The organism is Plantactinospora sp. CNZ320 (genome assembly GCF_002846275.1).
In genome coordinates this window covers 31819-58430 of record NZ_PJMP01000002.1, presented here as the reverse complement: position 1 = coordinate 58430, position 26612 = coordinate 31819, and the positions used below count along the sequence as shown (strand labels likewise).

Below are 26612 nucleotides of genomic sequence, written 5' to 3'. Positions count from 1 at the left end.
CGGGGGGCGATGCACGGAATCGCGGCCCGGCACAACCGGCGCTCCCGGGTCAGCCGGATGGCGGAGGTACAGGTATCGACCGCGCGCCGTGACGGCCGCGACGTACGCCCCGAGGCGTCGACGCCGGCGCAACGCCGGGAACACCCGGTGCGGGTGGTCGCCTCGCAGGTCGAGTCGCCCCGGGTACCTGACGACTTGACCGGCCTGTCCGACGAGCGGGTGCAAGCCCTGATATCGGAGGTCACGAACCGGCCGGGCCCCGTCGACGAGCGGACGTTAGCCCGGCTCGCCGACGAGCTGGGTCGCCGCGACGATGCCGCGGTGCTCGCCCGGATCCCGGCCGACCTGACCGGGGTCAGCGATGACGACCTGTTGGCCCTGTTCTCCGACGTGTCGCGGATGAACAACCTCGACGAGCCGGCCTTGATGCGACTCGATGGCGAGCTGGGGCGCCGCGACGCCGAACGGGCCGCGCAGAACGCGCGGCTACGGGCGATCATCGATCGGCCGTTCGACGAGACCACCGACGACGCCGACATGGAGCGGCGACTTGACGCGGCGTCCACGCTCGGCGACGAGGCCGCGATGGAACGGATCTACGTCGAGTGGGAACGCCGCGACCGGGAGGCCGCCGAGCGGGCCGAGAGGGAGGAGGCCGAGCGGCAGGCGCGGGCGGTCGCCGAGGCCGAAGAGGCCCGGGCGCGGGCGGCGGCCGAGGCGGCGGCGCGGGCGGCGGCGGAGGAGGAGGAGGAGGCGTACGCGGAGCACGCCCGTCGTGAGAAGGAAGCCCGCGACGCCCAGAGTGAACGCCGGTTCCGGGATTTGACCGACCGCGAGCTGAATTCACGATTCGCGAATTTGTACGTGCATCGCAGCCTTCCGAGCCAGCTTTACCGGGAGTTGGGGCCGGAGGGATACGCGCAGGCGCAGCGGGAGCGCGACCAGGAGGCCAAAGACGTCAACTACGAGATTGAGCGCCGGCGGGCCGCCCGAGAGGCCGAGGAAGCCCGGGCAACGGAACAGGCGCGGCTCCGACGGGCCCTGTTCATACCCGCGCGGGACCTGGCCGACGACGAACTCCCGGCCGCGATCCGGACCGTCGAGGAGCGCGACCTTGCGCCGGATGAGGAGGAATACCGGACGACGCGGCTGGCGCAGTTGCGCGGCGAACTGGACCGCCGCAACGCGATAGCAGCGGACCGAGAGGCACGCCGCAACGCCGGTCCGGGCGGGCCCGTCCGGGTGCGGAACCCGATGGAGTGGTTTGACACGCTGCTGCTCTACACCGCCCGGCCGACGGGGGCCCGAGACGGAGAGATGCGCGGCCGGCTCGACGAGTCCCGGCGCCGGGTCCTCGGGTTACCAGCCGACGCCGACGAGAAGGCGATTCGGGCAGCGGAGAAAGCCGATCCCCGGGCGCTGGTTGAGCGGGTCGCCCTTTATCTGGCGTGGTATCGCCACCTTGGCGAATTCGCCGACCTTGGTCCGACACCGTCAACGATTGCACGAGGGCCGGAGGATGACCCGTCGGTCGGGCCGATGCGGCGTCCCCTACCGCCTGCGGACGTCGCTAAGCCTGCCCAGGCGTGGGCGATCATCCTGGAACAGGCGCGAAAGGACGCAGAGAACGGGGACCGGGCCAGCGCCCGCCGGGTCTATCGGGCGATGCTGCGAGCCTACGGCGTCTCCTACACCGACGAGATTGAGGATTCCACCTTGCAGCGAGAGGCCGGCGCGGCGTCCCGGGGTGACAAGCGCCCCGACGCGTTGAAGACGCCCGCGCTGATCGCCGAGTTTCGGCAGCTCGCGAAAGAGGACGGCGTCGACCCGGACGACCATAAACGGTACGGGCCGCCGGACCGGACGACGTCGCGCCAGAAGAAACACGCGACGCAGTGGCGGGAGTCGACTCCCGAGCAGGACAAGCGGCTAAACGAACTGCTCGCCCAGGGCCGCGACTACCTGGACGCGTACGCCGAGGTGCATGATCTCGACATCGAGACGTTGCAGCGTGAGCAGGCCGCCGCCGGCAGCGGCGGCCGGCGGCTGTCCGACGCGGCGATCCGGCGCCAGTACGACGAGTGGGTCAGCCTGCAATACCTGGAGGCGGAGACAGCGACGCGGGGGCACCTGCTCTCCCCTGCTGGCCGGGCTCAGGCGTTCGACCCCCGGGCCCTGTTCTCCGGCGGGATCAACCGGGTACGCCGGTACGCGTCGGAGGAGTTGTTGCGCTGGTGGGAGACTCACCCGCGCATGACCTACACCGAGTTCAAGGCGCAGCTCACCGGCGGCGCCCGTCGGGCTCGTAACGAACGGTTGGCCGCCGGGGCCGGAAGGGACTTCGTATGACGATCGGTCCGACCGGTCCGGCCAGGCCGGCCGCGTTGACGGCCGAAGCGGCCCGGCTCGCCGGCGGGTACGCCGCCCGCCGGCAACTGCCGCTGACGGCGTGCCCGTACGACCCGGCCAGCAGTGACCCGGCCGAGCGGTTACGCGCGTCGGCGTGGGTACGCGGCTACCACCATTGGCGGCCACCGGAGACCGATTTCGACGAGCTGGTCGACGTCGACGAGTAGCCGGGTAGAGCGGCCCGGCCGGTCACGGCCGGTTCCGGGCCGGTAGGTCACTTATATCCGCAGGTCACCGGCCTGCGACCCCTGGAAGAGCACACACAGCCCTGACGGGCCCGATTCGGGCCGGTCGGGGCTGTGTCGTATCCGCACGCCGCCGGCCGGGAGCCGCGGCCCATCCGCCCCGGGAGGGCACTCCACATGAAGACCTTGACGCGTCCCCGGCTGCTCCGGCTCACGGTCGCCTCGTACCTGTGTCCGCTCGCGACGCCGCCGCTCGACTCCGCCCCGGCCGCCCCGGCCGCCCCGGCTCCGGCCGCCGGCGACGCGGGCGGCGGCACCGGCGGCGACGGCGGCACCAGCGGCACCGGCGGCGGCGGTGATGGCGGGGCGGCCGGATCCGCGCCGGCCGGCACCGGTGACGGCGTGTTCCAGCCGTTCTTTCAGGAGCCAGCACCGAACCAGGCACCGGTGACGCCGCCACCGGGCGCGCAGCCGGCCGGGGGCACGAAGCCACCGGCAGAGCGGTCGCTCGACGAGTTCCCGGCCGAGATCCGCGACTACATCAAGCAGTTGCGGACCGAGAACGGAGACCGTCGCGTCGAGGCCAAGACGGCCGAGGAGCGGGCCGCGCAGCGGTTCGAGGAGCAGCGACAGGAGTGGGTCGCGTCGCTGCTCAAGGCGACCGGGCTCATGCCGGACGTGCCGGACGACACCGACGGCGAGAGCGGCCCGGCGCCGGAGGAACAGATTCGGATCCTGACGGATCAACTCACGAGCCAGACCGCCGACCGGGTCGCGATGGCCCGGGAGTTGGCGATTTGGCAGAACGCGTCGGAGCACGGCGCGAATCCGAAACGGCTGACGGACAGCCGTCAATTCATGCGCGGAATCGACTCGCTCGACCCGAGCGCGCCGGATTTCGCGGCCAAGGTCGCGGCAGCCATCGGGACGGCTGTCGAGACCGATTCGTACTTCAAGGCGGAACAGCCGGCGGGCCAGGCGCCCCCGGTGCTGCCGCCGGTCCCGAGTGGTGGCGACTTCGCAGCCGGGAGCAGCGCGGAAAGCACCGAACCGTCAACCGTCGACGATTTCCGGGCTGAGTTTCGCAAGCGACGCAGTGACAGCCCGGGCTGACCGCCCAGGAGCAATCAACCATGGCAAACACCCTGCTCACGCCTGACGTCATCGCTCAGGCTGCGCTGGCGAACCTGTACGAGACGACCATCATGGCGTCGCTCGTGCACCGCGACTACGAAGACACCTTTGCGGGCGCGGTCGGTGACACGATCACGATCCGGAAGCCGGCGAGGTTCGTCGCGCACGAGTACAACCGGGCGGCCGGAATCACGGTCCAGGACGCGACCGAGTCCGGTATCCCGATGACGCTCAACCACTTCGCCGACGTTTCTTTCGCGGTGACGTCGGAAGATCTCACGCTCAAGATCACCGACTTTTCTGAGCGGCTTCTCGCGCCGGCGATGGAAGCGATCTCGCAGAAGATCGATCGCGACCTGCTGGCGCTGCGGTCCGACATCGTGACGACCGTCGGCACCACCTCCGGCGAGTTGTGGAACGACCCCCGGGCGATGGTCGCCGCCGGCCGGGAACTGACGAAGCAGTCCGTTCCGCCGTCGCAGCGGTACGCCGTCGTCGGCCCCACGATGGCCGCGGAGTGGCTCAAGAATGACCTGCTCAGCCGGGCCGACGCCCGGGGCGACACCCAGGGGTTGCAAGAGGCGTCGCTCGGCCGTCGCCTGTACGGGTTCGACCCGTACGAGACGAATAACATCACGATCCCGACGCCGGGCACGGGGATTCCGACCACCGAGGTCGGGGTGGCGTTCCACCGGACCGCGTTCGCGCTCGCGGTGCGGCCCCTGGCGCTGCCGCGTGGCGCGTCGAACGCCGCGATCGCGTCCTACAAGGGGTACGGCCTGCGGGTGATCTACGGGTACGACATGGACAAGAAGCAGGATGTCGTGTCGATCGACGTGCTGTACGGCTGCAAGACGCTCGACGCGAACCGCGCCGTACTGATCCGGGGCCCGCTCGGTTCCTGATCCCGACCACCGCGCGGCCAGCCGGTCGGGTTGGCCGCGCGGTCCTGTCCCACCCCCACCCCCAAGATCGAGATCAGGGAGCGATCATGACCGATACCAGCGGGTTCGCCGCGTATCGCAACAGCAACACCGGAGAGCTGTACGTCTTGTCGGGTCCGTCGCCGGACCTGGAAGCCCGGCCGAACTTCGTCCGTGTCGAGGTCGACCAGGTGCCGCCGCACATGATCGACCAGGCCCGGCAGGCGCGGGCCGCACAGGAGGCCGTCGAGGCGTCCGCGCGGATCCACGCACGCCGCACCGAGGTATCCGGCGAGGAAGCGGCACGGGCCGCCGGCGTGGCGGCGACGTCGACCGAGTCACCGGCCGGATTCGTGGTCAACGAGCGGATGCGGCTCGCCGGCGAAAACGGCGGGGTCGGGGTCCTGTCCCGCCACGGCGTGCGCGACATCCAGATCGGCGACGATCCGAAGATCCACCCGCGCACGGATGCGGAGCTGGCGGCGGTCGCCGCGTACGAGGCGCAGCACCCGGACCCGCGCGGGGTGCTCGACCCGAACCGGGTAGCGGGCAGTCCGGAGCAGCTCGCCGCGATCCGGGAGGGGCGGACGCCGCCGCAGGACCCGGCCGAGCCGACGCCGGCCGAGCAGGACCAGGGCGACGCCGACGACTCCGACGGCGGCCAGGACCAGGGCGACCCGCAGAAGGGCACCAGCGGCACGCAGAGCGGCGGCGACAGCCGGGAGCAGGACAGCGGGCAGGGCGACGCCGGAAACCCGGCCAGCGGCGAGCAGGACGGCGCGGACGGGCAGGACGACAAGAGCAGCCCGGCCCCGGCCGCCAGCAGCGAACAGGACGGGCAGACGAAGCCGGGCAAGGCGGCCGGGCGGAAGACCACCGGCCGCCGCGCGGGCTCGGGTAGCTGAGGGGGCACGACATGGGATCCGGATACAAGGTCCACACGTTCGACGGGCAGGCCGGCGAGGTGCCAGGCGCCCCGTACCGCACTCACACGGTCAACCTGACGCTGCCCGGCCCGACGGCCGCCGGCTCGTTCGTGGTGTGGCGGGCACCCCGGGCGGCGACCGTCACCGCGGTCCGTGGCTACCGGGCCGGCGGCACGACGGCGTCAGTCAACGCGGCCACGGCCGGCGGTGACGTGCTGGCTAGCGACCTGCCGGCCGGTAACGCGTCGTGGGCGAGCAGCACGACGCTCCAGAACACGGCGATCGCCGCCGGCGGGTCGCTGACGTTGGAACTCGCCGCCGTCTCGGGTACGCCGACGTACGTGTCGATCCAAGTCGACGTCGAGTACAACGCCCCGGCCTGACCGGGGCGGTATGGCGTGGGGTCGGCTGGACCCGGCGGGGGGCCGGCCGGCCCCACCTCACCCACCCAGAACTCGAGTTCTGGTCACTCGAAAGGGGGCATGGATGCCGCCGTACACCCGGCACACGTACGCGACAGCCGAGGATCTCGCCGCCTACCCCGTCGACGTCGCCGACGAGTCCGAGATACCCCGCCTCCTGGCCGACGCGTCCGCCGCCGTCGATGACCTGCTCGAATGCGCGGTGTACGACGTCGACGACGACGGAATGCCGACCGAATCCAAGGTGCAACGGGCGCTCGCGCTCGCGACGTGCGCCGTCGTCGGCTGGTGGGAGGAGACCGGCACCGACGGCGCCCGTATGTTGCAGTCGGCGAGCATCGCCGGTGTCTCGCTCGGCTGGCGTAGCTCCGGTAACAAGGGCTCGGAGCCGGACCGGTGGGGCCACCAGGCGCGGCGGCACCTTCGTGACGCCGGTCTGCTCGGGATGGGGCCCTACCACTGATGGGCCGCATACCGTCGTTCCTGCTGCGCCACCGGATCACGATCGAGCCGTACGCGGGCGTGTGGGGCGTCTACGGGCCGCCGGTGCCCGGGGTGCGGTGCGCGATCGCCGAGAAGCTGTCAGGCGGCCGGACGCAGGCCGGGACCGGCCGGTACGTGACCGTCACGATCGTGACGCAGCTCAGCGTGCACTGCCCCGAGGGGTCGCTGATCACGCTGCCCGACGGGCGCAAGGGGTTCGCCCAGGCCGTCGCGAAGCACACCAGCGGCGGGCTACCGACACCGGACCACACCGAGATCGGTCTAGCCGTCCCCGCCCCGTCGTACGGGGCCCCACTCGGCGGTGAACTGGTCGTGATCCTGCACCGGATCCCGGACGGGACGGACCGGTACAACAACACCCGGTACCGGACCGAGTCGGTCGAGGTAGGCGGAGCTGCGGTGCGGGTCCTGTCCAGCGACGAGCGGGCCGAGTCGGGCGGGTCGACCATCACCGACTCGATCGAGGTCATGTTGCCGCCCGGTACGGAGGTCACCGCGCTGGACCGGCTACAGGTCCGGGGACTGACGTACGAGGTCGACGGGCGGCCGAAGGCCGAGCGGGATCCGATGACCGGCGCCGAAGGTGGGGTGCGGGTCATCGCGCACAGGGTCGCCGGCTGATGCCGTCCCGGCTCGTCGCCTATCAGTCCGGGCTTGACGTGGCGTTGTCGGCGCCGCCGATGGTGCAGGCGCTCCGCGACCGGATGGAGCAGGGACACGCGTACGCGCTGGTCATCGCTCCGGAGCGGACCGGGAACTACAAACGGCGGTTTCGGGTCGTCGCCGGTGTCCGTAACGGTCGTGCGTACGCGCGGCTGATCAACGACGCGACCAGTGAGGCCGGCTATCCCTATGCCGTCGCGCTGGAGTTCGGCCGCCGGTGGATCGACAAGCGGACCGGCGCCGCGAGGGAGATCAAACGTCAGCGGATTCTTGGCCGGGTCGCTGACGCGCTCAACAGGTGATCATGGAGAGAAGGGGGCCCAGAGTGGCCGATAAGCAGCAGAAGCAGGCCGAGCCGGCAGGTCGGCAGGCCGCCGTCGAGCAGGCCGGCGACGTCGGGGCGCAGAGCGTCCAGAAGCAGGCCGAGCCGGCAGGTCGGCAGGCCGCCGTCGAGCAGGCCGGCGACGTCGGGGCGCAGAGCGTCTCGCCGCCGCCGCCGGGCTACGTCCGGGCGCTGTGGCTGTTCAACCCGGCCGAGCCGGAGTTGGTCGGGACGGTGGTCGACATGCCGTCGCGGCAGGCGCGAGAGCTGGCGCGGGAGAACCGAGTCAAGATCATGCCGCCGAACACGCCGCTTGGCCCGTACACCCCGCCCGGCGACGACACGCTCGCCCCGTAGGGCCGGCCGTGGCGACGGTGCCGCCGCTCGACGTCGACGAGTTGGCCGCTCTGCGGTACGCCGACGCCGAAGCGCTGTTGATCGACTGGCTGGCCGGGTCGTTCGCCGGGATCGCCGATCTACTGGTCGCGAACGAGCTGCCGCAGGCCGACGAGCTGCAAGCCCTGCTCGACAGCCGCCGGCCGTTCGTGCACGTCGAGGGATTCGGTGGCACTGAGAGGAACCCGGCACAGGACCAGGTGAACATCGACGTTGACCTGTACTGGCCGGGCGACGCGGACGGGAACCCGGACCGCGAAGGCGCGCAGGACTTCGCCCGGCTGATCCGGGCCGCGTTGCTGTTCCGGCTGCCTGGCTGGTCGACCGCTGACGCCACGGTGTCGGAGGTGTCGACGTTCTCTCGGCCGTCGCCGCGCCCGTACGACGTCAATCCGACGGTGCGGCGGATCGGTGCCGCCTATCAACTCGTCATCAAGTCTCACTAGGTCGGTAGCGCGCCCGCCCCGCGTGACCCGTTCCCCAGGGCCTCAACCAGTCCGGTTGGGGCCCTTTGCCGTACCCGTAGGAAGGATCCCGCAACCGTGGGCAACCGTGATTTGATCTTGGCCGGTGTGAAGGGCGGCGGCTCCGGCGGATCCGCGCTGGCGATGTTCGCCCCGACCGGGACGACGCTGCCGACCGCCGCGACCGGCACCGGCTCCAACCTCGATGCCGCCTTCGCCGACGCCGGCTGGTGCTCCGAGGACGGTCTGAAAAAGGCCGTCGACGAGGCCACCGCGACGATCAACGCGTTCGGGTCGAACTCGCCGGTACGCAAGCTCGTGACGTCGTCCGAAGTCACATTCGAGATCGTCTTTCTGGAGTCCGGGCCGACGCCGCTGGAGGTATACCACCGGCTGCCGCTCGGCTCGATCGAGCCGGACGCGACCGGCGCATTCTCCATCGACGAAGGTGAGCCACGAGTCGAGATCATCAGCGGGGTTTTCGACCTGGTGGACGGACCGAACCGGATCCGGGCCGTGGTCCCGCAGATGGAAGTCACCGGCCGCCGCGAGTTCGCGATCAAGAAGTCGGATCCGGTCACGTACGGCGTCACCCTGACCGCCTACCCCGGCTCCGACAACGTGGCTATCACCTGGCATTACGTCCTGGCCGCGCTCGCCGACCCGGAAGACCCGGAAGGCCCGTAAGACCCGTAACCCCAACCTAGGAAGGAACCAACCATGACTGTGCCCGTGCCCGCCCACGGCCAGCCCGTCGACACCGAACCGGGCCCCGTCCGGTACCGGGAGGTGCCGCCGGACATCTACCAGCAGACCGCCGCCGCGCAGCAGGCCGACCGGCTCGCCGCCCCGCCGCCGCCGGCCGGCGACGACGCCCAGGCCGACGCCGGCGACGACGGCGACGACGGCGAGTGGGTCGACGACGTCCAGGCCGAAGCCGGCCAGCGGCAGCAGCTCGTCCAGCCGTCCCCGGTGAGCCTGGCCGGCCCGCCGCCCGGCTGGTACCCCGACCCGGCCGATCCGACCATCCGACGGTACTGGGACGGTGCGGGGTACGTCGGCGAGCCGCATCCGATCGAGGACGTGCCGCCGGAGCGGGTGCTTCCCGATGGCGCGGTCGCGGTACGGCTGACCGGGAAGAACGGCACCGACGTGGTCCACATCTTGGATCCGCGTGACTGGCCCACCGACGCGAACGCGGATCTTCGGGTCGGCGACTACGAGTCGTGGGCGCAAGGGTGCCTGGTCGAGCCGGACTATGACGAGGTCTGGGTACGGCTCGCCCCGACCATGGGCAACGTGAACGACATGTTCAACGAGTACCGGCGGGTCACCGGGCAGGACCAGGGAAAATCCGGGCGGTCGATGCGCTCCTACAGAGATATGGCCCGCAGGTCGAAGCGGACCTAGCCGACCGGCAGATCGACGTCCGAGACCTGTACCTGCCCGGCGGCGGCCCGGGCTGGCTCACCCACCGGCGGCTGCTGAACCTGATCGAGCAGCTACCGCCGGAGTCGCGGACGAAGACGGCGCAGCGCGACGAGATCGACCCCCGCACCCTCGCCGCCGCGATGGAAGCGGCGCCGGTGCGGGGGTGGGGGCCACACTCCCGCACTCACGAGATGCTCGCCGAGATCGGCGAGCGGCTCGACCAGTTGATCTATGTGGTCGGGAAGGCCGCCGGTGGGAGCCCGAAAGAGCCGGCGCGGTGGCGTCGGCCCGGGGTGCTCGGGGCCGGCGACATCGCCGAGATAGAGGCCGAGGTGTCCGCCCCGGTCGTCGCCGATCTGGAGGCCGAGCGGGCCGAACGTGAGGCCCGCCGCCGCCAGGCGAAACAGCAGCGCTGAACAACTCCACAACGCCACTCGGGGGAGAAGGCACTATGACCAGTCCCGACGTGGCGATCGCCGGTGCTGTCGCGCTCGACGTCGAGCCCGACGCCCGCGATTTCTATCCGCGTCTGCGGGCGCAGGTGCTCCCGGCCGCCGACGCGGTGGGCCGGGACATCGGCCGGCAGATGGCGGCGCCGGTCGTCACTCAGATGACCGGCGCCGCCCGCGACGGCGTCCAGGCCGGCGGCCGGCCGGCGCAGGCCGCCGCCGTCCGGACCGGGCAGGACATCGGCGCCGCGCTCGGCCGTAGCCTCCGTACCCGGGTTGAGGCCGCGCTCGCGAACATGCCCGACGTCGAGATCGACGCCGACTCGTCGGCGTTGGATCGCAAGGTCGCGGCGATCCGGGCCCAGCTCGTCGAGCTACGCGACCAGAACATAGACATCGACGTCGCCGATGAGGAGGCGCTCGGCCGTATCCAGGTGTTGCGGCAGCAGCTCTCCACCCTGGCCCGCGAGGTTGAGCGGGTGCGGGAGGCGGGCGGGGAAATTCCGCTCCACGTCGACGCGATCGCCGCCGGTGCCCAGATCACACGTCTCAAGACTGAGATTCAGGGATTGCAGCGGGAGGCGGCGGCCCTGGCCCGCACCGACGCGAACGTGCGGGTCACCGCCGACACCACGGCGGCGCAGACCGGGCTGACGACGGTCGCGGCCACTGCCCGGGCTGTCGGAGCACAAGACGTTGAGATCGACGTCGATGTAAATACTCAGGGTGCGATGGCGAACCTCGCCGCGATGGGTGCGGCGTCGGTCGCGTCCGCCGGCGGGATTCAGGTCCTACTCTCCGTCGCCGCGCTGATCGGACCGGTCATCGTTCCGGCTGCGGCAGCGGCGGCGGCCGGCCTCGCCGCGATCGGCCCGGCCGCGATCGCCGGCGTCGCCGGTATCGGCGTGCTCGTGCTGGCGTTCTCCGGCGTGCTCGGGGCGGTACAAGCGCTCAACCAGGCGCAGGGGCAGGCGGGCCGGTCAGCGGCCAGTCTGGCCGGCCAGCAGGCCCGGATAGCGTCGGCGGCGTCGCAGGTCGAATCCGCCGAAAGGTCGTTGGCGAACACGCGGGCGAACGCGGCCGACCAGGTCCGCCGGTCGGCGGAGCAGGTGCGGCAGGCGGTCGACCAGCTACGCGATGCGGAGGAGGCGGCGGCCCGGGCCCGGGCGGACCTGACCCGGGCGCAGGAAGACGCCCGCCGGGCTCAAGAGGATCTCGCGTCGGCGGTCGCTAACGGTGCGCTCGCGCAGCGGGGGGCGCTGCTCAACCTGGAGGAGGCGCGGGCCCGGCTCGACGACGTGCTCGCCGACCCGACGGCGACGGATCTGGAGCGGGAGCGGGCGCAGCTCAACTACGACCAGGCGGTGCAGCAGGTCGAGGATCTCCGGATCCGGCAGGAGCGGCTGACCGCCGAGCAGGAGGCGGCGAACCGGGCCGGGATCGAGGGGTCGGAGCAGGTACGGGCGGCCCGGGAGCGGATCGCCGAGGCTGACGAGCGGGTCGCCGCCGCGCAGCGGGCCGTTGCGGAGGCCCGGGCGAACCAGGCGACGCAGGAGCGGCAAGCGGCGTTTTCGATCGCGCAGGCGCAGCAGGCCGTGATCAACGCTCAGCGGTCGATGGCGCAGGCGCACCAGCAGACGGGGGCGGCCGGTGTCGCCGCCGTCGACCGGGTGAAGGAAGCGCTTTCCGGGCTGTCGCCGGCGGGTCGCGAGTTCGCGTTGTTCCTGGTCGGGCTCCGTGATGAGTTCCGGCTTGTGCGGCAGGCGGCGGAGGCCGGGCTACTGCCCGGCGTCCAGGAGGGCATCGAAGCCTTCCTACCTGTGCTCCCGCTTGTGATCTTGTTCGTCAGTCGGGTGTCTACCGCGATCGGTGACCTGTTCGCCCGGGCCGGGGCCGCGCTGACCGCGCCGTTCTGGGTCGACTTCTTCGACCTGCTCGGCCGGTTCGCCGGGCCGGCGTTCCAGACCTTCGGCGACATCATCGGTGGGCTGGCGCGTGGGTTCGCGTCGCTGATGGTTGCCTTCATGCCGCTGTCGCAGCAGATGGGCGACGGGCTGGCCGACATGGCGGACAGCTTCGCCGAGTGGGCCGCCGGGCTCGCCGGTAGTGAGGGCTTCGAGTCCTTCATCGACTACGTGATCGAGACCGGGCCCGACGTCCTGGCCTTGATCGGCAACCTGATCTTGTTCGCTATCCGGCTCGGGATCGTGTTCGCCCCACTCGGAGCGATCATCCTCGATATCGCCAACGCCACGCTGTCATGGCTGGCGGCGCTCGACCCGTCGTGGCTGGCGCTGATCGTCGGCGGGATCGGTGCGATCGGTGCCGCGCTGGCCCTGGCGGCCGGCGGGCCGCTGGCGCTGATCGTCGCCGGCGTCGTCGCCCTGGTCGCCGCCGTGGTGTTCGCGTGGAACCGGTTCGAGGGCTTCCGGCAGGTCGTCACGACGGCGCTCGACGCCGTGGGAGTCGCGGCCGTCTGGCTCTGGCAAACGATCTTGATGCCGACGTTCACCGCGATCGCCGCGGCGATCGCGGCCGTCGCCGCCGTGGTGACGTGGCTGTGGGTCGAGGTCTGGATGCCGGCATTCAACGCGATTGCCGCCGTCGTGATGTGGTGGTGGACCAACGTCACTGAGCCGGTCTTCAACGCCGTCTCGGCCGTGATCACGAACTTTGTCATGCCGGTGATCATGGCGCTGTGGCGGAGTGTCGTCGTCCCCGCGTTTCAGGGGATCCAACTCGCGATTTCGATTGCGTGGGCCGCCGTGCAAGTGATCTTCGGCCTGTGGCAAATCGCGTTCCGGGCGGTCGGCGCCGTCGCGAGCTGGCTATGGCGGAACGCGATCGAACCGGCGTTTCGGGGCATCGCCTCGGTGGTGTCGTTCGTGTGGGAAAGCCTGATCCGGCCGGTGTTCGAGGCGTTCGGCGGATTCATCGAAACCTGGGTGGCGCCGGCGTTCCGCCGTGGTGTCTCGGCCATCGAGACCGCTTGGCGGGCGGTGCAGGACGTCGCCAAGGTTCCCGTCAGGTTCGTCGTGCAGACGGTACTGAATCAGGGCTTGCTCGCCGCCTATAACAAGATCGCCAGCATGTTCGGGGTCAAGCCCGACAACGTACAGATTCCGCTGCCGCAGGGGTTCGCGACTGGTGGGTTCGTCACCGGCCCGGGCGGGCCGCGCACAGATTCGATCTTGGCCCGGCTGTCCAACGGGGAGTACGTCATCCCGGCGCACATCGTGGCCCGGATGGGTGTCTCGTTCTTCGACTGGCTGATCGGCAAGACGCGGACAGCCGGGCCGCAGGTCGGCCGGCCGGGTGACGGCTCCGAAGGGCTCGCCTTCGCCGATGGCGGGTTCGTCGGCCGGATCTCCAGTGTGTGGAACACGCTTACCGACCCGATCGGCTGGGTGCGGTCGCAGGTCGTCGACCTGATCGGGAAGATCCCCGGCGGCGGGGCGCTACGCGACGTCGTGACCGGGTTCGCCCGGTCGGCGCTCGGCACGGTGATCGACGCGATCCGCGAGAAGGTCACCGATGTCTTCTCGGGTGGCTACCAGGGGCCGGTGTCGGAGCGGACGGCCGGGATCCAGCAGTGGATCCGGCAGCAGGACGGGAAACCGTACGTGTGGGCCGGTGTCGGCCCGGGCGGCTACGACTGCTCCGGCATGGTCGGCGCCGTCTACAACCTGATGAGGGGCCGGTCGCCGCACTCGCGGGTGTTCACCACCCACAACCAGGCGCCATTCTTCCCCGGCCCGGGGTGGGGACTGCTCACCGCCGGGTGGGCGCACGCCGGCGAGCGCGGCGGCGGGTCGGTGGGGCACACCGCAGCGAACCTCGCCGGGCTCGGCTTCGAGTCGCGGGGTAGTGACGGGGTGGTCGTCGGCCGGGACGCCACGCCGGTCGGCGACTTCGCCCGGATGGGTCACGCGGTGTACGACTCCGGCGGCTGGTTGCTGCCGGGTCTGACGGTCGCCTACAACGGCACCGGCCGGCCTGAGCGGATCCTGACCGGTCCGGACTGGGATCGGATCCAGGCCCGGCTGTCCGGCGGCGGCGGGTCGGCAGGCTCGTCGACGACGTACAACATCTATCCCCGGGTGGCGACGCTGGACGAGCGGCAGCTACAGGGCATCACCGCGAAGCACGACATGCTGTCGCGAATCGGAAGGCAGGAATAGATGCCGGTCGCTATCGGCTCGTTGTTGTCGATCCCGGAAATCCCGCCCGGCCCGCCGCCGCCACCGGTGGTACCGGCCGACTATCCGTCGCTGTCGTGGATCACGCCGTACAACGAGGAGATTCCCCTTACGCGGCTCGACGCCGGCTGGTTCTCGCCATCACCAGGCCCGTCCGGGCTCGGCGCCGCCCCGATCTCCCTGGTCACACTGCCCAGGGCTCGGGGCGGCGCCGACCTGCACCACCAGCAGGCGGAACCGAAGGTGATCATCCTTCCGCTGTTCGTGGAAGGTCGTAACCATGCCGAGTTTCTCGGCAGGTGGCGGCGGCTCGCCGACGCGTTCAAAAGCACGTTTCACAGCGGCCGGCCCGGCCGGTTTCGGGTCGGTCGCCCGGACGGAACCGCTCGGGAGATCCTCGCCTTCTTCCAAGACGGGTACGAGGGCCAGCCGGCGGCCGGGATCCGGTGGGACCTGGCCGCGTTGACCCTGTGGTGCCCTGACGGGTACTGGCGCGACCCGTCCCCGACACCGATCATCCGGTCGGCGTCGGAAGAACCGTCATCGTTCCTGGCCCCGTTCCCGACCGTGTCCAGCTCGCAGAGCCTCGGAAGCACGGTGGTGGTCAACCCCGGCGGGGTGCTGGCGTGGCCAGTCTGGACGGTCACCGGCCCGGCGACCGAGGTCATCGCGGTCAACCACCGGCGCGGCGAGTCGTGGACGCTCGACATCTTCGCCCACCACGGCGCGGCGCTTGGCGCCGGCGAGACCATCGTGATCGAGACCGAGACCGGGGCGGTGATCGGCCCGGACGGCTCGACGTGGGCGGGCGCCGTCGACTGGACCACGTCGGTGCTGTGGCCGCTCGACCCGGGCCCGTCACAAGTCGCGTTCACCGTCACCGGCGCCGAGCCCGGCCAGACCAGCCTGTACGCCGAGTTTTACGGCCTCTATGAGACCGCGTAGGGGGGCCGGTGTCGTACGTCGTCCTGATCACTGCGCCGGACCTGCGGCCGGCTACCCACCCGCTGCCGTGGACAAGTCTCGACGTCGTCCTGCGGCACAACGCGGTCGGGTCCGGAGTGGTGCAACTACCGGCCCGCCGCGACATCCTCACCGCAGTAGCCGAGCCCAACCACCGGATCCAGGTGGTGCAGCAGCCAACACCACTCGCCCCGGGGCGGGTGCTGATCTCCGGACCAATCGAGCGGCCGGGCGCGTACCGGTGGTCAGCCGAGCCGGGCGAGGACGCCGGCCCGGGCATGGTCAATATCGGGTTTGCCGACAACCTCGCCTATCTCGGCGAGCGGATCACCTACCCGGACCCGGCGACGGACGCGGCCGACCAGGACGTCGACGCGTACACGGTCACGAGCATCAACGCCGAGACCGTGATGCGGCAGCTCGTCAACCTGAACGCCGGTCCGGGCGCGCTGCCGGTACGGCGGGTGCAAGAGCTGGCGCTCGGCCCGGCCGCCGGCGTCGGCGGGCTCATCGACGTCACCACTCGCTTCGATCCGCTGCTGGACGTGCTGCGGTACTGCGCGACTGTCGGCGGTGACCTGACGTTCCGGATCCGGGACACCGGGGCCGGGTCGCTGCTGTTCGAGGTCGCGGCGCCGCTGGTCCGCAACAATGCCCGGTTTGGGCGGTCGCGCGGGAACCTGCGGGCCCTGTCGACGGATCCGACCGCCCCGGTCGCGACGGTCGCAATCGTCGGCGGCGCGGGTGAGGGCGCCGGCCGGCTGCTCGTCGAGCGGGCCGCGACCAGCCCGTACCGGCGAATGGAGATGTTCGTCAACCAGTCCGGGGTCGACTCCGCGGCCGGGCTGGAGCTGTACGGCGATGAGGCGCTCGCCGACAAGGCGGCCAAGACCGGGCTGACCGCGACGGCGATCGACGCCGGCGGCGTCCGGTACGGGCTCCATTACGAACTCGGCGACCTGGTCCCGGTCGAGCTGGCCAGCGGCGTGACGCTCGTCGACCGGGTCACGGCCGTCCGGGTGCAGGCAACCCCGAATGAGGGGGCGGTGGTGACGCCGACGATCGGCGCCGGCGAGCCGACCACCGATACCACGCTCGTCGCGCTGGTCCGCGAACTGATGCGCCGGCTCGGCCGGCAGGAGAGGAACTAACCCATGGGTGAAACGTCTTGGCCGCTACCGGCCACCGGGCGCGCGGTCGACGATATCCAGTTTGAGCAGCTCATGGCGACGCTCACCGGTGACGGGCTGTACGGCTATCCGACGTCGACGACGCCGGTGTACGCCGACGCGACCGGGATGCACGTCAAGGTACGGCCGAACGTCGCCGGCGCGGTGCGCGGCCACGGCTGGCGCACCGACGAGAACGGGCTGACTCTGTCGATCGGCGCGAACTCGGGCGCTACCCGGGTCGATCTGGTGGTGCTGCGGCTCGATCGGTCCGACTGGTCGGCCACGATGAAGGTCCGGGCCGGTAGCCCGGGCGGCGCGGCGCCGACGCCGGTCCAGCAGCCGGATTCGGAGGCCGCCGGCGACGGGATTTGGGAGATCCCGATCGCGGAGGTCCGAGTCGGGAGCGGCGTGTCGACGATCCTGCCGTCGGACGTCAAGCCGGTGGCCCGGTACGCCGGCCGGCCGCCGGTGGTGGTGCCGTACGGGTCGCTGCCGCCGCCGCAGCCTGCCCTGATCGCGATCGAGGTCAACCCGGATACGCCGACCGCGCAACGGGTGTCGGTGTCGGACGGTACCCGCTGGCTGACGATCGGGGAGGACGTCGGACCGGCAAACGTCGCGCTCGGCACGAACTGGGAAGGGATCATCAACCGGGTCTATCGCCGCAACGGTTTCGCGGCCCTGACGCTGACGTTCTCTCGCCCGACGATCAACCTTCCCGCCGGCTCGTCGGTGCAGGTCGGTGTGATTCCGGCCGGGTACCGGCCGACTCAACAGACGTGGACGGTCGGTGTCGTCCAGGGCGGCGGAACCTGCGACGTCACTATCCACACAAACGGTGTCATTCACGGGAACTTCGCAACCGGTGTTGCGTACGGAAAACACGTGATGCTCGCCGCGATTACGTACCCGACCAACGGCTGACCAGGGGGATCTGTGACGCGGTATTGGTTCGGCGGAGGGCCCGCCGATTGGACGCTCGCGCATGGCGCGAACGTGGTGGTCGGCGAGGTGCCCAACCAGATCACCGGCCGGGCGGCGGTCGTCGTCGGCGGCATCACCATCAGGGCGTACACGGCGAAGGTCGGCGGTACGCAGATCGTTGACCTGCTCGACGACACGGGCGCACCGGTCACCGAGATTGTTTCGGCCGACGAGACCGGCGACGACGCGTACGGCCAGATTCCCCGGTTCGCCGGCCCTGACTGGGTCAAGGAACTCTGGATTTCGGCGCAGGGCGGGCCCCGGGTGCTGCTGACGGCGATCGCCGTGGTGTCGTCCGAGGAGATCATCGACGGGCCGCTGCAAGTCAATGGGTCGCTCGACGTCGGCGGGCCGGCAACGTTCGGCGATGCGGTGAGCATGCCGGGGCCGCTGACGGTCGGCGGGGTGACCGGGACGGCGCTCGGCTGGCTGTCCGTCCGCGCTTTCGGTGCCGCCGGTGACGGGGTCACCGACGACGCCGGAGCGATCCAGGCGGCGCTGAACGCGTGTTCGGCCGGCGGGGTGGTGTTCCTGCCGCCGGGCCGGTACGCGGTCACGGAGCCGCTGCTGTTGCCGCCGTCGGTCACGCTGCGGGGCTCGCACGTCGGCGGCTCCGCCGTCGACGGGACGCCGTCCGTCATCGTCGCCCTGGCCTCCTGGGACGACTCGGACGGATCCGACTCGCGGGGCATGGTCGCGCTCGTCGACCGGGAGATCGGCGGGTACGCCGTCGAGCACACGGGGGCGCGGCTGGTCGACGTGACGCTCAACGCGTCGGCGGCGAACTGCGACGGCATCACCGGCCGGGGTTCTGTGACCGGCGTCGTCATCGACTCGGTCACCGTGGTGGGCACGGCCTATGACGGGTTCTACTTCGGCCAGCACACGCGGATCGACGACTCTGTGCACCAGCCGTCGCGCTGGACCATCACGAACTGCACGGTCATCGACGCCGAAATGGACGGGTTCAACCTCGGCAGCACCTCCGCCATGACGTTGATCAACTGTCGGGCGGTCCGGCCGGACAACACGGGCTTTTACCTGCTGGACTCGGTCGGCTCGCGGCTGGTCGGGTGTCACGCCGAACGGTCCGGCGGCTACGGCTTCGAGGTCACCGGCACGTACGGCGGCGCCGGGCTGTCGCTGTCGGGATGCTCAACCGACGGCAGCTTCACGTACGGCATATCGATCGACAGCGAGGGGAACGCACCGATCCACCTGTCGAACGTGACGCTACGCCGCGACGGTCTGTACGGCGGCGTTGGCGGTAACGAGCTGGCGGCGCTGACCGTGTGGGGAGAAAGCCCTGTGCTGGTCGACGGGCTGACGGTGCTGCCCGGGGTGGAGGACGACGGCACGGGAGTACTCAGCCCTGAGCGTGGCGTCGACATCGCCGACGCGGGCCATGTGGTCGTGGCGTCCGGCTACATCCATTCTGCGGTGCAGCCGTGGGCGCAGACGGGCACGCTGGGGCTGGTACATCGGGGCTCGGCGGTGACGCTGGTGTCGGGCCCGTTCAACGCTCCGGTGTCGGAGTCCCGGGCCGGGCTCGCTCTGTCGGGGCCGGTGGTCGGGGTGCCGACCCCACGGGCGGCGCATGACGTGATCGCGTGGACCTGCGATCCGGCGCTGATCGGCGCCGGTCGGGTGACGGTCGGCGGGACTCTGTACCTGGCGGCGGTGTACGTGCCCGACGACGCGGCGCCGTGCACACGCATCTACTGGGGGGTTTTCACCGCCGCCGCCGGGGTGACCGCTGGGCAGAACTTCGTCGGCCTGTACAACTCGGCCGGGGTGCGACTCGCGGCGGTCGGTGTCGACTCGGTGATCACGACGACCGGCGTCAAGACGACCTCGTTTACCGAGGTCGTCTTGACCCGGGGCATGTACTGGGTCGCGTTCCTGTTCAACGCCAGCACGCCGCCGACGATCTACCGGAGCAGCGAACTGACCGGGCCGCTGGCCAACCTCGGACTGTCGACGCCGGGCCGCTACCGGTTCGCGACGAACGGAACCGGGCGGACGAGTCTGCCTAGCCCGCTCACTCCGGGCAGCAACGCGACGATTGGGTTCGCGTTCTGGGCGGCGGTCGCTCCCTGATGCCCGTATCGATCCCGGAACAGGACCCGCACGTGAACGTACTCATCGTTTTCGACAAATCTGTCTATTTGCCGCATGAGGTCATCGGGTTGCAGGTGCAGGTCACCGGACCGGGCACGGAGCAACGGCCGGTGACGTTCTCGGGCTCCCTGACGGCGCTGGCCACCCCGATTACCTGGCAGGCGTCAACGCAGGTCGCCCCGCACATCACGTACGGGCCGGTCACCGGTCCGGAGGGGTACGACGTCGTCCAGGACCCGGGCGACCCGTCGCGGTACACCGCGACACCGATCATGGGGGGAGGCGGCGATGGGCCGACAGACGTGGCTGGCTGACTGCCTGCGGGCCGCCGGGCTGACCGTGCACGAGGTCAGCGGGTGGAAGACGCGCGGGTCGGCGACGTTCGAGCCGCGCGGCATCATGTGTCACGAGACGCGGGGGTCGATCCGCTCGACTGACGCCGGTGAGATCCACGTACTGCTGAACGGGTCGCAAACGGCACCGCCGCCAATCGCGCAGCTCTACCTGTCTAGGACGGGTCATTGGCACGTGATCGCGGCCGGGCGGTGCAACCACGTCCGTACCGGCTGGGCCGGCCCGTTCAAGGGGGTCGGCAACACTGGCCTGCTCGGGATCGAGGCGCAGCACGCCCTAGGCGAGCCGTGGACCGATCGGCAGTACGACTCCTACGTGCGCGGCGTCGCGGCCTTGAAGAAGCGCACCGGGTGGGGCGTCGCCGGCCACAAGGAACACCAGCCGGGCGGCTACGGCCACGCATCAGTGAAAACCGATCCCAGTTTCAATATGAACACCTTCCGGCGCGACGTCGCCGACATGATCAGTAAGGGGCCCGGTGTGAGTAAAGAGCAGGTAGTCGACGGTCTGCGGACCGCGCAGCCGTTCCAGTCGGCGGGAGTCGGCGCGTGGGCCAAGTCCGGCGGTTGGGGCAACGTGAGTCAGCGGGCGCTCGCCGAGTACACATGGGAGCAGGTCAGCCGTCTGGCCGCGCTGCTCGGCGAGATCCGGACCGGGCAGGCGGCGATCCTCGCCGCCGTCAACGCCGGCGGCGATCACGAGGCGGTCATGGCCGAGATCCGGGCTCAGGGTGACCAGACCCGGGCGGCGCTGCTGGCGCACCTCGGCGAGATCGCGCCCGGGCTCGCCGCGAGCGTTGTCGAGCACCTCGGACCCGAGGCGCAGGCCGACCAGATCGGCGAGGCGATCGCCCGCGAGCTGGCCATGTACGCGGCGGCCGGTGCGGCCGGTGCGGCCGGGGTGCAGGCCGGGCCGGATCCGGCCTGACGCGGCGTGGCCACGGGGGCCCGCCGTCGGTACCGGTAGGAGGTACATCGGGTGTGGCTGGCGGACTGGATCGCGGCGGGGGCCGGCGAGCAGATACCAACGTCCACGATTGTCGCCGCCGTCATCGCCCTGGTCTCGTCGGCCATCGCCGCGTGGCTCGGCTCGCGTGGCGTACTCCGGTCGGCCGACGCGCAGCGAGAGGCCGATTTCGACCGACGGATCGACGAGCGGCTAACCGCCGCTGAGACGCGGCTCGACGCGATGACGGCGGAGCGGGACAGGTATCGAGAGATGTACCACCTTCTGCGCCTGGCCGTCATCGGTAAGGGCCTCGACCCTGACGACCTGCAACCGGAGAAACCCCGTGCCAAGTGACCCGCCCACCACCCCATACCCCGTGCTGTCCGATGAGCCGGGACTCTTGATCCACCGGCCGCGACGGCAGCTCTCGCGGATCCTGGCGCTGTACGCGCTGCTGCCGCTGATCTGCGCTGCTGCCGGTGCGTGGATCGCGTACACGCTCGCCGAGACGGCCGCTAACGCGCACACCGAGCGGCGGATCGGCGCGCTGGAGGCCGACCTAGCGGAGCGGCGGGCCGCCCGGGCAGAGGTCGACGCCGGCCAGCGGCGTGACGTGTGCGTGCTGGCCGACCGGGTGCCGCGTGACGCGGTGGTCGAGCAGCTCCGCGCCCGGTACGGCTGCACCGCCCCACCCGCGCCCCGTCCGTCGTCGACGTCGCCGGCGGACGGTGGTGGGCCGTCGTCGACGTCGCCGACGCAGCGGCGGCCGGGCAGCTCGTCGACGACGACCAGGCCGCCGCCGGCGCCACGGCCGCCGGCGGCGGGTCGGCCCGGGCCACCGGGCCGGCCGGGTCCGACCGGGCCGCCCGGTCCGACCGGGCCGCCGGCGTCATCGCCACCCGGCGGCGTGGATCTGTGCCTGCCGCTACTCGGATGCGTGCTCTAACCCTGCTGGCCGCCGCGCTGGTGGCCGGAAACGCGTGACTGGAGGTCTCCCCATGTCCGACCCGTATCTAGATGCTCCTGACCCGTCGCAGGACCCGCGCGGGTTCCTCGTGCGGCTGCTGTCCCGGTTCCTGCCGCCCGGTGTCGCCGAGTCGACGATCCGTACGTGGGTGCCGGTCGCTGTCGGTGCCGCGATCGCGTGGGCGGCGGCGAACTGGAACATCGTGATCCCCGAGGATGCGTCGAGCACCCTGGTTGTGCTCGCCACCGGTGCCGCGATCGCCGGCTATTACACGCTGGTCCGGCTCGTCGAGCGGCGGTGGCCGCGCGTCGGCCGGCTGCTGCTGGCGCTCGGCCTGGTCAAGGGCCGGCCGGTGTACGCGGCGCCGGACGAGGCGGTACGGGTGCTGCTGCCGGGCGGCGGTATCCGCACGGAATGAGCAGCTCGCCGCCCGACCCCTAGCGGGTGGCGTGGTGGACGGTCCGCCCCACCCCGAATGTCTCCCCGGACTGTTCGCCTCGGATGCCCGTACCTCCCCGCCGGGGGGTGCGGGCATCCTTCCGTCGTTTCAGACTCCGTCGCCGGCTGTCACCGGATGGTCAGTACCCACGCGATGACGAGTGCGGCTGTAGCGGCGAGGAGCACCGCGGCGCCGCGTAGGCCGTGGCCGAGCAGGGACAGCCGGCGTGCCCGGCCTGGTCGGTACAGTGCGCCGGCAGCGTGCCGGCGGGTACCGGCCGTCGGGGTGTCGGTGGTCATGGTCTGCCCTTTCCCAGCGGTACGCGCTCGTATGTGTCTGCGGCACACGGTAGCGGCCGGACGGCGAAAAGAGTGCGCCCCGCTGGCGTGGTGACCAGCGGGGCGGGGTGGTGCGGGTCGGGTTAGGACAGTCCGGCCGGGGGTCGGCCGCCGTTGCCGGCGCTCGCGATGACGCGCCGTGCGTGTGCTACCTCGGGCGAGTCGTGCAGCTCGCGGGCGAGTTGCTCGGCTTCGCGTTGGGCGTCGCGGCTGCCGGTGCGGGCCGCTTCGGTGGCTGCCCGCCAGCGTGCGGCGAGGTCTGGGAAACTGGACATGATCGGGGCTCCACTTCCGATCGGCCCGGGATGCCGTTTGCGGCGGCGGTCCCGGGTGTTGGTAGGCGGCGGGCGCGGCTGGCGGATGTGGACCGCTGGCCGCGCCCGTCTTGTTGGCGTGCACCTCCTCTCGGTGGGTTGGTACCGCTCAGATGGCGGTGACGTTGCTGCGGACCTCGGTTCCGGGGGCGGCGATCGCCATATCCCAGCCGTGGCCGAGTGCGACGGTCTGGCCGGCGAACTGGTCGCCTTCGAGCGCGAACAGGGTCAGCGGTTCGGCGGCGGGCCGGGCCGGCTTGACGGGCTTCGCCGGCCGGGCGGCCGGGGTGACGTCGGTCAGCTCGCCGAAGATGTTCGCCTGCATCGCCTGCATGTCGCTGCTCCCTTGCTCGTGTCCGTGGTGTTGTATTGAGCCTAACCGCCAACCCATCTTTAGGCAACATGTTGTGTACCAAAGTTGAAAATAGTTGTTGCGGCAACGGGCCTTCCAGCGATCCATCCGGGTGAAACAGTGTCGGCCGGCACGGGCCGGTACCTGCGCAGACCGTCATAGACGATGCGCAATCGCCGATATGACGACGTTTGGGATGATCGAGTAGTGACCAGACAGACACTAACGAGCCGGCCGGCCGGCGGGTTAGCGTTCGTGGCGCGCACAGGCGACCGGCGGGCGGACAGCCGGCCGAGCCGACCACAGACGGTTTGAGGGGGCAGGCGGCGGGGGCAGGCGCACGGGGCTAACGGCAACCTCGCCCCCGCCGCCGTCGATCGCGACACCGGCCGCGAGACGGGCTGTCGCGATCGCCCGGGGGGCCGGAGGCCGCGCGCACCAGCGCGCGGCCTCCGCTGCCGGGGCTACGACAGCGGTCCACGTGACATCGACGTCGAACGGGTAACGCGAGCGGTACCACCTTGGCCCGGCGGTCCAGCCGCCATGGGAGTCGGCGGCGCCCGGCCGCGTGGCGTGAGCGTACCCCCCACGAACGGCGCTTCCGCGCTGGTCGGCGCCAAACTTAACCCAACTTTTAGCCCGGTCCCGCCGACGGGGCTTGTAGGCCGTTCGGGGGTCAGGCCAGAAACGACAGTGCGGCCGGGGTGTCACCCCGGCCGCACTGTCTCGCCGATCAGAACGGGATTGCGAGTTCGCGCGTCTTGACCAGCGAGAACGCGTCGACCTGCGCGGTCAGCGACGGCTTGCCGGTCGTGGCCAGCACCGCCGCCAGACGGGCCCGGCGCTTCTCCTCGGCCTCGCGGCGCACGGTCTCGCGGTCGTAGGCGGCGAGGCCCTGCGGGCGGACCTTGGCCGAGAGGATCCGGCGCTTTCCGTCCGTCGTGATCCACACGAGGTCGACCCAGTTGCGCCGCTTCATGGCGAGCATGGTGGAGACGGTCGCGTCGGTGTACCGGATCACGGTGTTACCCCGGCGGTTGAGTACCGCCGTCATCGCGTCGTACTGCGCTTCGCTCATTTCAACCTTCATGGCGTCTCCCCTGGTCCGTTGGGGCGCCAGCGTCGCCCCGAACGAGATCAGACTAACCTTCACAGCATCTTTAGTCAACAACATGTTGCCCAAAGATTGGGGCCCCGGTCGAGCGAATCGACCGGGGCCCCGAGACTGCTGCTCAGCCGAGTCGGCCGCCGAACGGGTCGGGGACCTCTCCGGCGAGCAGGGCCGCCAGGACGTCGACGACGGCGGCGGCGCCCGCCTCGTCGTACGTCGCCAGGATCGCGGCCGGCTCCGCCGACGACTCGTGCAGGCTCAACCGCCAGCCTCGCGTACCGAGCGCGAGCGCCAGGGGCCCGGTCGGGCCGGGCTGATGCCCACCACCCGGCCGGGCGATCAACGCGCTGGAGCCGCTCCACCGGACCCGGATACCCCGTGCGTGGCACCTCTCGACCACCTCGGTTACCAGCCGGATCGCCGCCGGGTCGGCGCCGTCCGGGCCGCTGCCGCCCACGATCGCGTCTTCGGCCAGCATGAGGCAGGCCATCGGCAGATTCGCCACGCGCGGCCAGAGGTCCCGGGCCGCGCCGTGCCGGTCGGAGACGTCGAGCAGGTCGGCGAACATGGCGGCGGCGGCGTTGAGGATCGGCGCGGCGACCAGCGTACGGCGGGCCGCCGCCGCCCGGGCGATCTCGGCCCGGTACGGGGCGAGCCGCACCGCTTCGCTGTCGGCCTTTTTCCGCCGTTCCGCCGCCGCCTCCTCCTCGGCGCTGACGTAGCTGCGCACCGCCCGCCACGCCTCCTCGGCGGCCGACTCCCCGTGGGTGAGCAGCAGCCGGTGATACAGGGACGGGAAGTTGTAGAAGCCATCCGATGCCGGCTCTCGGCGCAGTTCCTCGGCGAGTTCCTCGGTAGCCAGCGCCGGCCGGGGCGACAGGTGCGGCTGCGTCGGGTCGTACAAGGCGAGTTCGATGGTCGTCCCGGCCGGCGCGGCGGTGCCGGCCAGCCAGGCGAGCCGGTAACAGGCGTTGTGCGCGGTGACGCTGTTGCTGTACGGGCCGACGCGGCGCACCAGCGCGGGCACGGTCGGATCCGGATCGACAGGCATCGTGATGACTGCCGCCCACCGCTCGGGGCGTGGCGCCTCGTCGCCGTACGCGCGCACACCGCCAATGATCGTTTCGGTCAAGGGTTGCCTCACTCTCTGCGGGAACAGATGCCATCACGCTAACCCGAGGCATGGGTTTAATCAACAACATGTTGCGTAAAGATTTGGGGCGGGTTAGGTTGATCACGTCGGGCTGCTGGGCCCGACAGACCAGGAGGAAACCACCGTGACGACCACGTACACCGTGCTGCCGCGCGGCGCCCGGCTGCCTGCACCTCGCCCGCTGGGACCGTTGACACCGCTCGGGACCACCACCAACCGCCCCACGTACGTCCGGCCGGTCACCGACCCCGGCGGCGTCACCCGGCCGGAGGTCTGGGAGGCGACCAGCGCCGACGGGTTGTGGCGCTACGTCCGCAACGATGACGACGGCACCACGTGGACGATCGAGCTGATCCCGACCGGTCAGACCATGCTGACCGGCCGCCTCGACGACGCGCGGCGGCAGACGGCCGGCGGGCTGCTGGCCCGGTTCCGGACCGCCGCGTACGCGGCGGCGTGGGGCCCGATCGTCGAGCGGGGCGAGGGACAGCGGTTGCTTGCCATCCACATGCGGCTCGCCGGGCTCGGCCTGGGCGACGACGCCGACGCCCGTTGCGTCTGCGGTGGTGTAATCGCCGTGGTGACGTCGACGGGCCGGCTCGGCCACCTGGACGTGTGCGCGGAGTGCTACACGTACGGGCAGGGGATGATCGGCCAGCCGTGCCCGGACCCGGCCCGGCACAGGTTTTGCGGGCTGCCGGAGCCGGCCGAGTGCGGGCACCGGCCGTACAACCGGTGCGCAGAGGTGGCGTTGCCGACCGGTGGCGACCGGTGCGGAGGGTCCGGCGACGTCGACTGCTGCCTTACCTGCTGCCGAGAGTAGAGTTTCGGACGCCTGACGGGCCCCGACCGGTACACCCGGTCGGGGCCCGTTCGTTGTTCCGCGCTTTCGTCGCCGGTCGCCGTTCTTCCGCCGTTCCGTTCTTCCGCCGTTCCGCGTTCCGTCGGCGGCCGAATGGCGACGGAACA

General features: G+C 71.0%; 30 protein-coding genes. 25 read left to right on the top strand and 5 right to left on the bottom strand.

From position 1 onward, the window contains the following. Nucleotides 1-147: 147 nt before the first annotated feature. From CLT71_RS36100 to CLT71_RS38475, 24 genes are all read left to right on the top strand, one after another. Nucleotides 148-2349: a hypothetical protein gene (locus CLT71_RS36100; RefSeq protein ID WP_143743878.1), complete on the top strand. Its 2202-nt coding sequence runs from the start codon at nt 148-150 to the stop codon at nt 2347-2349. Continuing rightward, on the top strand, nt 2346-2576 hold the full coding sequence (locus tag CLT71_RS36095) for an Rmf/CrpP fold protein (RefSeq protein ID WP_101372127.1): 231 nt from the start codon (nt 2346-2348) through the stop codon (nt 2574-2576). The genes CLT71_RS36100 and CLT71_RS36095 overlap by 4 nt, the downstream gene beginning before the upstream one ends. A gap of 420 nt (nt 2577-2996) precedes the next feature. Then, entirely contained in the window at nt 2997-3707 is a 711-nt protein-coding gene (locus tag CLT71_RS36845) for a hypothetical protein (RefSeq protein WP_143743876.1), read from the top strand. 20 nt (nt 3708-3727) lie between these two features. After that, nucleotides 3728-4633: a major capsid protein gene (locus CLT71_RS36090; RefSeq protein WP_101372126.1), complete on the top strand. Its 906-nt coding sequence runs from the start codon at nt 3728-3730 to the stop codon at nt 4631-4633. A gap of 86 nt (nt 4634-4719) precedes the next feature. Next, nucleotides 4720-5556: a hypothetical protein gene (locus tag CLT71_RS36085; protein WP_101372125.1), complete on the top strand. Its 837-nt coding sequence runs from the start codon at nt 4720-4722 to the stop codon at nt 5554-5556. A gap of 11 nt (nt 5557-5567) precedes the next feature. Further along, nucleotides 5568-5960: a hypothetical protein gene (locus CLT71_RS36080; RefSeq protein ID WP_101372124.1), complete on the top strand. Its 393-nt coding sequence runs from the start codon at nt 5568-5570 to the stop codon at nt 5958-5960. Between the two features lie 103 nt (nt 5961-6063). Further along, nucleotides 6064-6462: a hypothetical protein gene (locus CLT71_RS36075; protein WP_101372123.1), complete on the top strand. Its 399-nt coding sequence runs from the start codon at nt 6064-6066 to the stop codon at nt 6460-6462. Beyond that, nucleotides 6462-7124 (top strand): hypothetical protein, encoded by a 663-nt coding sequence (locus CLT71_RS36070; RefSeq protein WP_101372122.1) that lies wholly within the window; start codon nt 6462-6464, stop codon nt 7122-7124. The genes CLT71_RS36075 and CLT71_RS36070 overlap by 1 nt, the downstream gene beginning before the upstream one ends. After that, on the top strand, nt 7124-7468 hold the full coding sequence (locus CLT71_RS36065) for a hypothetical protein (RefSeq protein WP_101372121.1): 345 nt from the start codon (nt 7124-7126) through the stop codon (nt 7466-7468). The genes CLT71_RS36070 and CLT71_RS36065 overlap by 1 nt, the downstream gene beginning before the upstream one ends. Nucleotides 7469-7491: 23 nt before the next feature. After that, nucleotides 7492-7845: a hypothetical protein gene (locus CLT71_RS36060; RefSeq protein ID WP_101372120.1), complete on the top strand. Its 354-nt coding sequence runs from the start codon at nt 7492-7494 to the stop codon at nt 7843-7845. 8 nt (nt 7846-7853) lie between these two features. Then, nucleotides 7854-8330, top strand: a complete 477-nt coding sequence (locus CLT71_RS36055; RefSeq protein WP_101372119.1) for a hypothetical protein — start codon at nt 7854-7856, stop codon at nt 8328-8330. A gap of 162 nt (nt 8331-8492) precedes the next feature. Further along, nucleotides 8493-9035, top strand: coding sequence for a phage tail tube protein (locus CLT71_RS36050; protein ID WP_143743874.1), 543 nt, complete (start codon nt 8493-8495; stop codon nt 9033-9035). A gap of 33 nt (nt 9036-9068) precedes the next feature. Further along, nucleotides 9069-9758, top strand: a complete 690-nt coding sequence (locus CLT71_RS38480; protein ID WP_486483769.1) for a DUF2510 domain-containing protein — start codon at nt 9069-9071, stop codon at nt 9756-9758. 212 nt (nt 9759-9970) lie between these two features. Further along, nucleotides 9971-10195, top strand: coding sequence for a hypothetical protein (locus tag CLT71_RS36040; protein WP_143743872.1), 225 nt, complete (start codon nt 9971-9973; stop codon nt 10193-10195). 35 nt (nt 10196-10230) lie between these two features. After that, nucleotides 10231-14409 (top strand): hypothetical protein, encoded by a 4179-nt coding sequence (locus tag CLT71_RS36030; RefSeq protein WP_158242403.1) that lies wholly within the window; start codon nt 10231-10233, stop codon nt 14407-14409. Then, a complete protein-coding gene (locus CLT71_RS36025) occupies nt 14410-15372 on the top strand; it encodes a phage tail family protein (RefSeq protein ID WP_143743869.1) in 963 nt (320 codons plus the stop codon). Between the two features lie 8 nt (nt 15373-15380). Beyond that, complete coding sequence (locus CLT71_RS36020) at nt 15381-16541, top strand: Gp37-like protein (RefSeq protein ID WP_101372113.1); 1161 nt, start codon at nt 15381-15383, stop codon at nt 16539-16541. A gap of 183 nt (nt 16542-16724) precedes the next feature. Continuing rightward, a complete protein-coding gene (locus CLT71_RS36015; protein ID WP_143743867.1) occupies nt 16725-17486 on the top strand; it encodes a hypothetical protein in 762 nt (253 codons plus the stop codon). 72 nt (nt 17487-17558) lie between these two features. Further along, entirely contained in the window at nt 17559-19646 is a 2088-nt protein-coding gene (locus tag CLT71_RS36010) for a glycosyl hydrolase family 28-related protein (RefSeq protein WP_143743865.1), read from the top strand. 32 nt (nt 19647-19678) lie between these two features. Then, on the top strand, nt 19679-19981 hold the full coding sequence (locus tag CLT71_RS36005) for a hypothetical protein (protein ID WP_143743863.1): 303 nt from the start codon (nt 19679-19681) through the stop codon (nt 19979-19981). After that, nucleotides 19956-20948 (top strand): peptidoglycan recognition protein family protein, encoded by a 993-nt coding sequence (locus CLT71_RS36000; RefSeq protein ID WP_101372109.1) that lies wholly within the window; start codon nt 19956-19958, stop codon nt 20946-20948. Before CLT71_RS36005 ends, CLT71_RS36000 begins: the two co-directional genes overlap by 26 nt. Nucleotides 20949-20999: 51 nt before the next feature. Then, a complete protein-coding gene (locus CLT71_RS35995; RefSeq protein WP_101372108.1) occupies nt 21000-21323 on the top strand; it encodes a hypothetical protein in 324 nt (107 codons plus the stop codon). A 22-nt stretch (nt 21324-21345) separates the two neighbouring features. Then, entirely contained in the window at nt 21346-21915 is a 570-nt protein-coding gene (locus CLT71_RS37310; protein ID WP_158242402.1) for a hypothetical protein, read from the top strand. A gap of 52 nt (nt 21916-21967) precedes the next feature. Next, the gene (locus tag CLT71_RS38475; protein ID WP_486483768.1) at nt 21968-22354 is read left to right on the top strand and encodes a hypothetical protein; all 387 of its coding nucleotides are present in this window, start codon (nt 21968-21970) and stop codon (nt 22352-22354) included. A gap of 149 nt (nt 22355-22503) precedes the next feature. Here CLT71_RS38475 and CLT71_RS37305 read toward each other — a convergent pair whose 3' ends face one another. The 5 genes from CLT71_RS37305 to CLT71_RS35965 all read right to left on the bottom strand — a co-directional run bounded on the left by CLT71_RS37305 (nt 22504) and on the right by CLT71_RS35965 (nt 25598). Continuing rightward, nucleotides 22504-22674, bottom strand: coding sequence for a hypothetical protein (locus CLT71_RS37305; protein WP_158242401.1), 171 nt, complete (start codon nt 22672-22674; stop codon nt 22504-22506). Between the two features lie 122 nt (nt 22675-22796). Continuing rightward, a complete protein-coding gene (locus tag CLT71_RS35980) occupies nt 22797-22988 on the bottom strand; it encodes a hypothetical protein (RefSeq protein ID WP_101372107.1) in 192 nt (63 codons plus the stop codon). A gap of 148 nt (nt 22989-23136) precedes the next feature. Continuing rightward, nucleotides 23137-23361 (bottom strand): hypothetical protein, encoded by a 225-nt coding sequence (locus CLT71_RS35975; protein ID WP_101372106.1) that lies wholly within the window; start codon nt 23359-23361, stop codon nt 23137-23139. A gap of 751 nt (nt 23362-24112) precedes the next feature. After that, complete coding sequence (locus CLT71_RS35970) at nt 24113-24469, bottom strand: hypothetical protein (protein WP_143743861.1); 357 nt, start codon at nt 24467-24469, stop codon at nt 24113-24115. A 142-nt stretch (nt 24470-24611) separates the two neighbouring features. After that, the gene (locus CLT71_RS35965) at nt 24612-25598 is read right to left on the bottom strand and encodes a hypothetical protein (RefSeq protein WP_101372104.1); all 987 of its coding nucleotides are present in this window, start codon (nt 25596-25598) and stop codon (nt 24612-24614) included. Nucleotides 25599-25767: 169 nt separating this feature from the next. Here CLT71_RS35965 and CLT71_RS35960 point away from each other — a divergent pair, with 169 nt between their 5' ends. Further along, nucleotides 25768-26466 (top strand): hypothetical protein, encoded by a 699-nt coding sequence (locus CLT71_RS35960; RefSeq protein ID WP_101372103.1) that lies wholly within the window; start codon nt 25768-25770, stop codon nt 26464-26466. The last annotated feature ends 146 nt before the right edge of the window (nt 26467-26612 follow it).

What these genes read in the sequence shown, in the direction of transcription:
- CLT71_RS36095 (WP_101372127.1), top strand. Translation starts at nt 2,346, where the DNA reads ATGACGATCGGTCCGACCGGTCCGGCCAGGCCGGCCGCGTTGACGGCC.
- CLT71_RS36090 (WP_101372126.1), top strand. Translation starts at nt 3,728, where the DNA reads ATGGCAAACACCCTGCTCACGCCTGACGTCATCGCTCAGGCTGCGCTG.
- CLT71_RS36040 (WP_143743872.1), top strand. Translation starts at nt 9,971, where the DNA reads ATGCTCGCCGAGATCGGCGAGCGGCTCGACCAGTTGATCTATGTGGTC.
- CLT71_RS36000 (WP_101372109.1), top strand. Translation starts at nt 19,956, where the DNA reads ATGGGCCGACAGACGTGGCTGGCTGACTGCCTGCGGGCCGCCGGGCTG.
- CLT71_RS36030 (WP_158242403.1), top strand. Translation starts at nt 10,231, where the DNA reads ATGACCAGTCCCGACGTGGCGATCGCCGGTGCTGTCGCGCTCGACGTC.
- CLT71_RS36080 (WP_101372124.1), top strand. Translation starts at nt 5,568, where the DNA reads ATGGGATCCGGATACAAGGTCCACACGTTCGACGGGCAGGCCGGCGAG.
- CLT71_RS36025 (WP_143743869.1), top strand. Translation starts at nt 14,410, where the DNA reads ATGCCGGTCGCTATCGGCTCGTTGTTGTCGATCCCGGAAATCCCGCCC.
- CLT71_RS36075 (WP_101372123.1), top strand. Translation starts at nt 6,064, where the DNA reads ATGCCGCCGTACACCCGGCACACGTACGCGACAGCCGAGGATCTCGCC.
- CLT71_RS35980 (WP_101372107.1), bottom strand. Translation starts at nt 22,988, where the DNA reads ATGTCCAGTTTCCCAGACCTCGCCGCACGCTGGCGGGCAGCCACCGAA.
- CLT71_RS37305 (WP_158242401.1), bottom strand. Translation starts at nt 22,674, where the DNA reads ATGACCACCGACACCCCGACGGCCGGTACCCGCCGGCACGCTGCCGGC.
- CLT71_RS36065 (WP_101372121.1), top strand. Translation starts at nt 7,124, where the DNA reads ATGCCGTCCCGGCTCGTCGCCTATCAGTCCGGGCTTGACGTGGCGTTG.
- CLT71_RS38480 (WP_486483769.1), top strand. Translation starts at nt 9,069, where the DNA reads ATGACTGTGCCCGTGCCCGCCCACGGCCAGCCCGTCGACACCGAACCG.
- CLT71_RS35975 (WP_101372106.1), bottom strand. Translation starts at nt 23,361, where the DNA reads ATGCAGGCGATGCAGGCGAACATCTTCGGCGAGCTGACCGACGTCACC.
- CLT71_RS36085 (WP_101372125.1), top strand. Translation starts at nt 4,720, where the DNA reads ATGACCGATACCAGCGGGTTCGCCGCGTATCGCAACAGCAACACCGGA.
- CLT71_RS35970 (WP_143743861.1), bottom strand. Translation starts at nt 24,469, where the DNA reads ATGAAGGTTGAAATGAGCGAAGCGCAGTACGACGCGATGACGGCGGTA.
- CLT71_RS36070 (WP_101372122.1), top strand. Translation starts at nt 6,462, where the DNA reads ATGGGCCGCATACCGTCGTTCCTGCTGCGCCACCGGATCACGATCGAG.
- CLT71_RS38475 (WP_486483768.1), top strand. Translation starts at nt 21,968, where the DNA reads ATGTCCGACCCGTATCTAGATGCTCCTGACCCGTCGCAGGACCCGCGC.
- CLT71_RS36050 (WP_143743874.1), top strand. Translation starts at nt 8,493, where the DNA reads ATGTTCGCCCCGACCGGGACGACGCTGCCGACCGCCGCGACCGGCACC.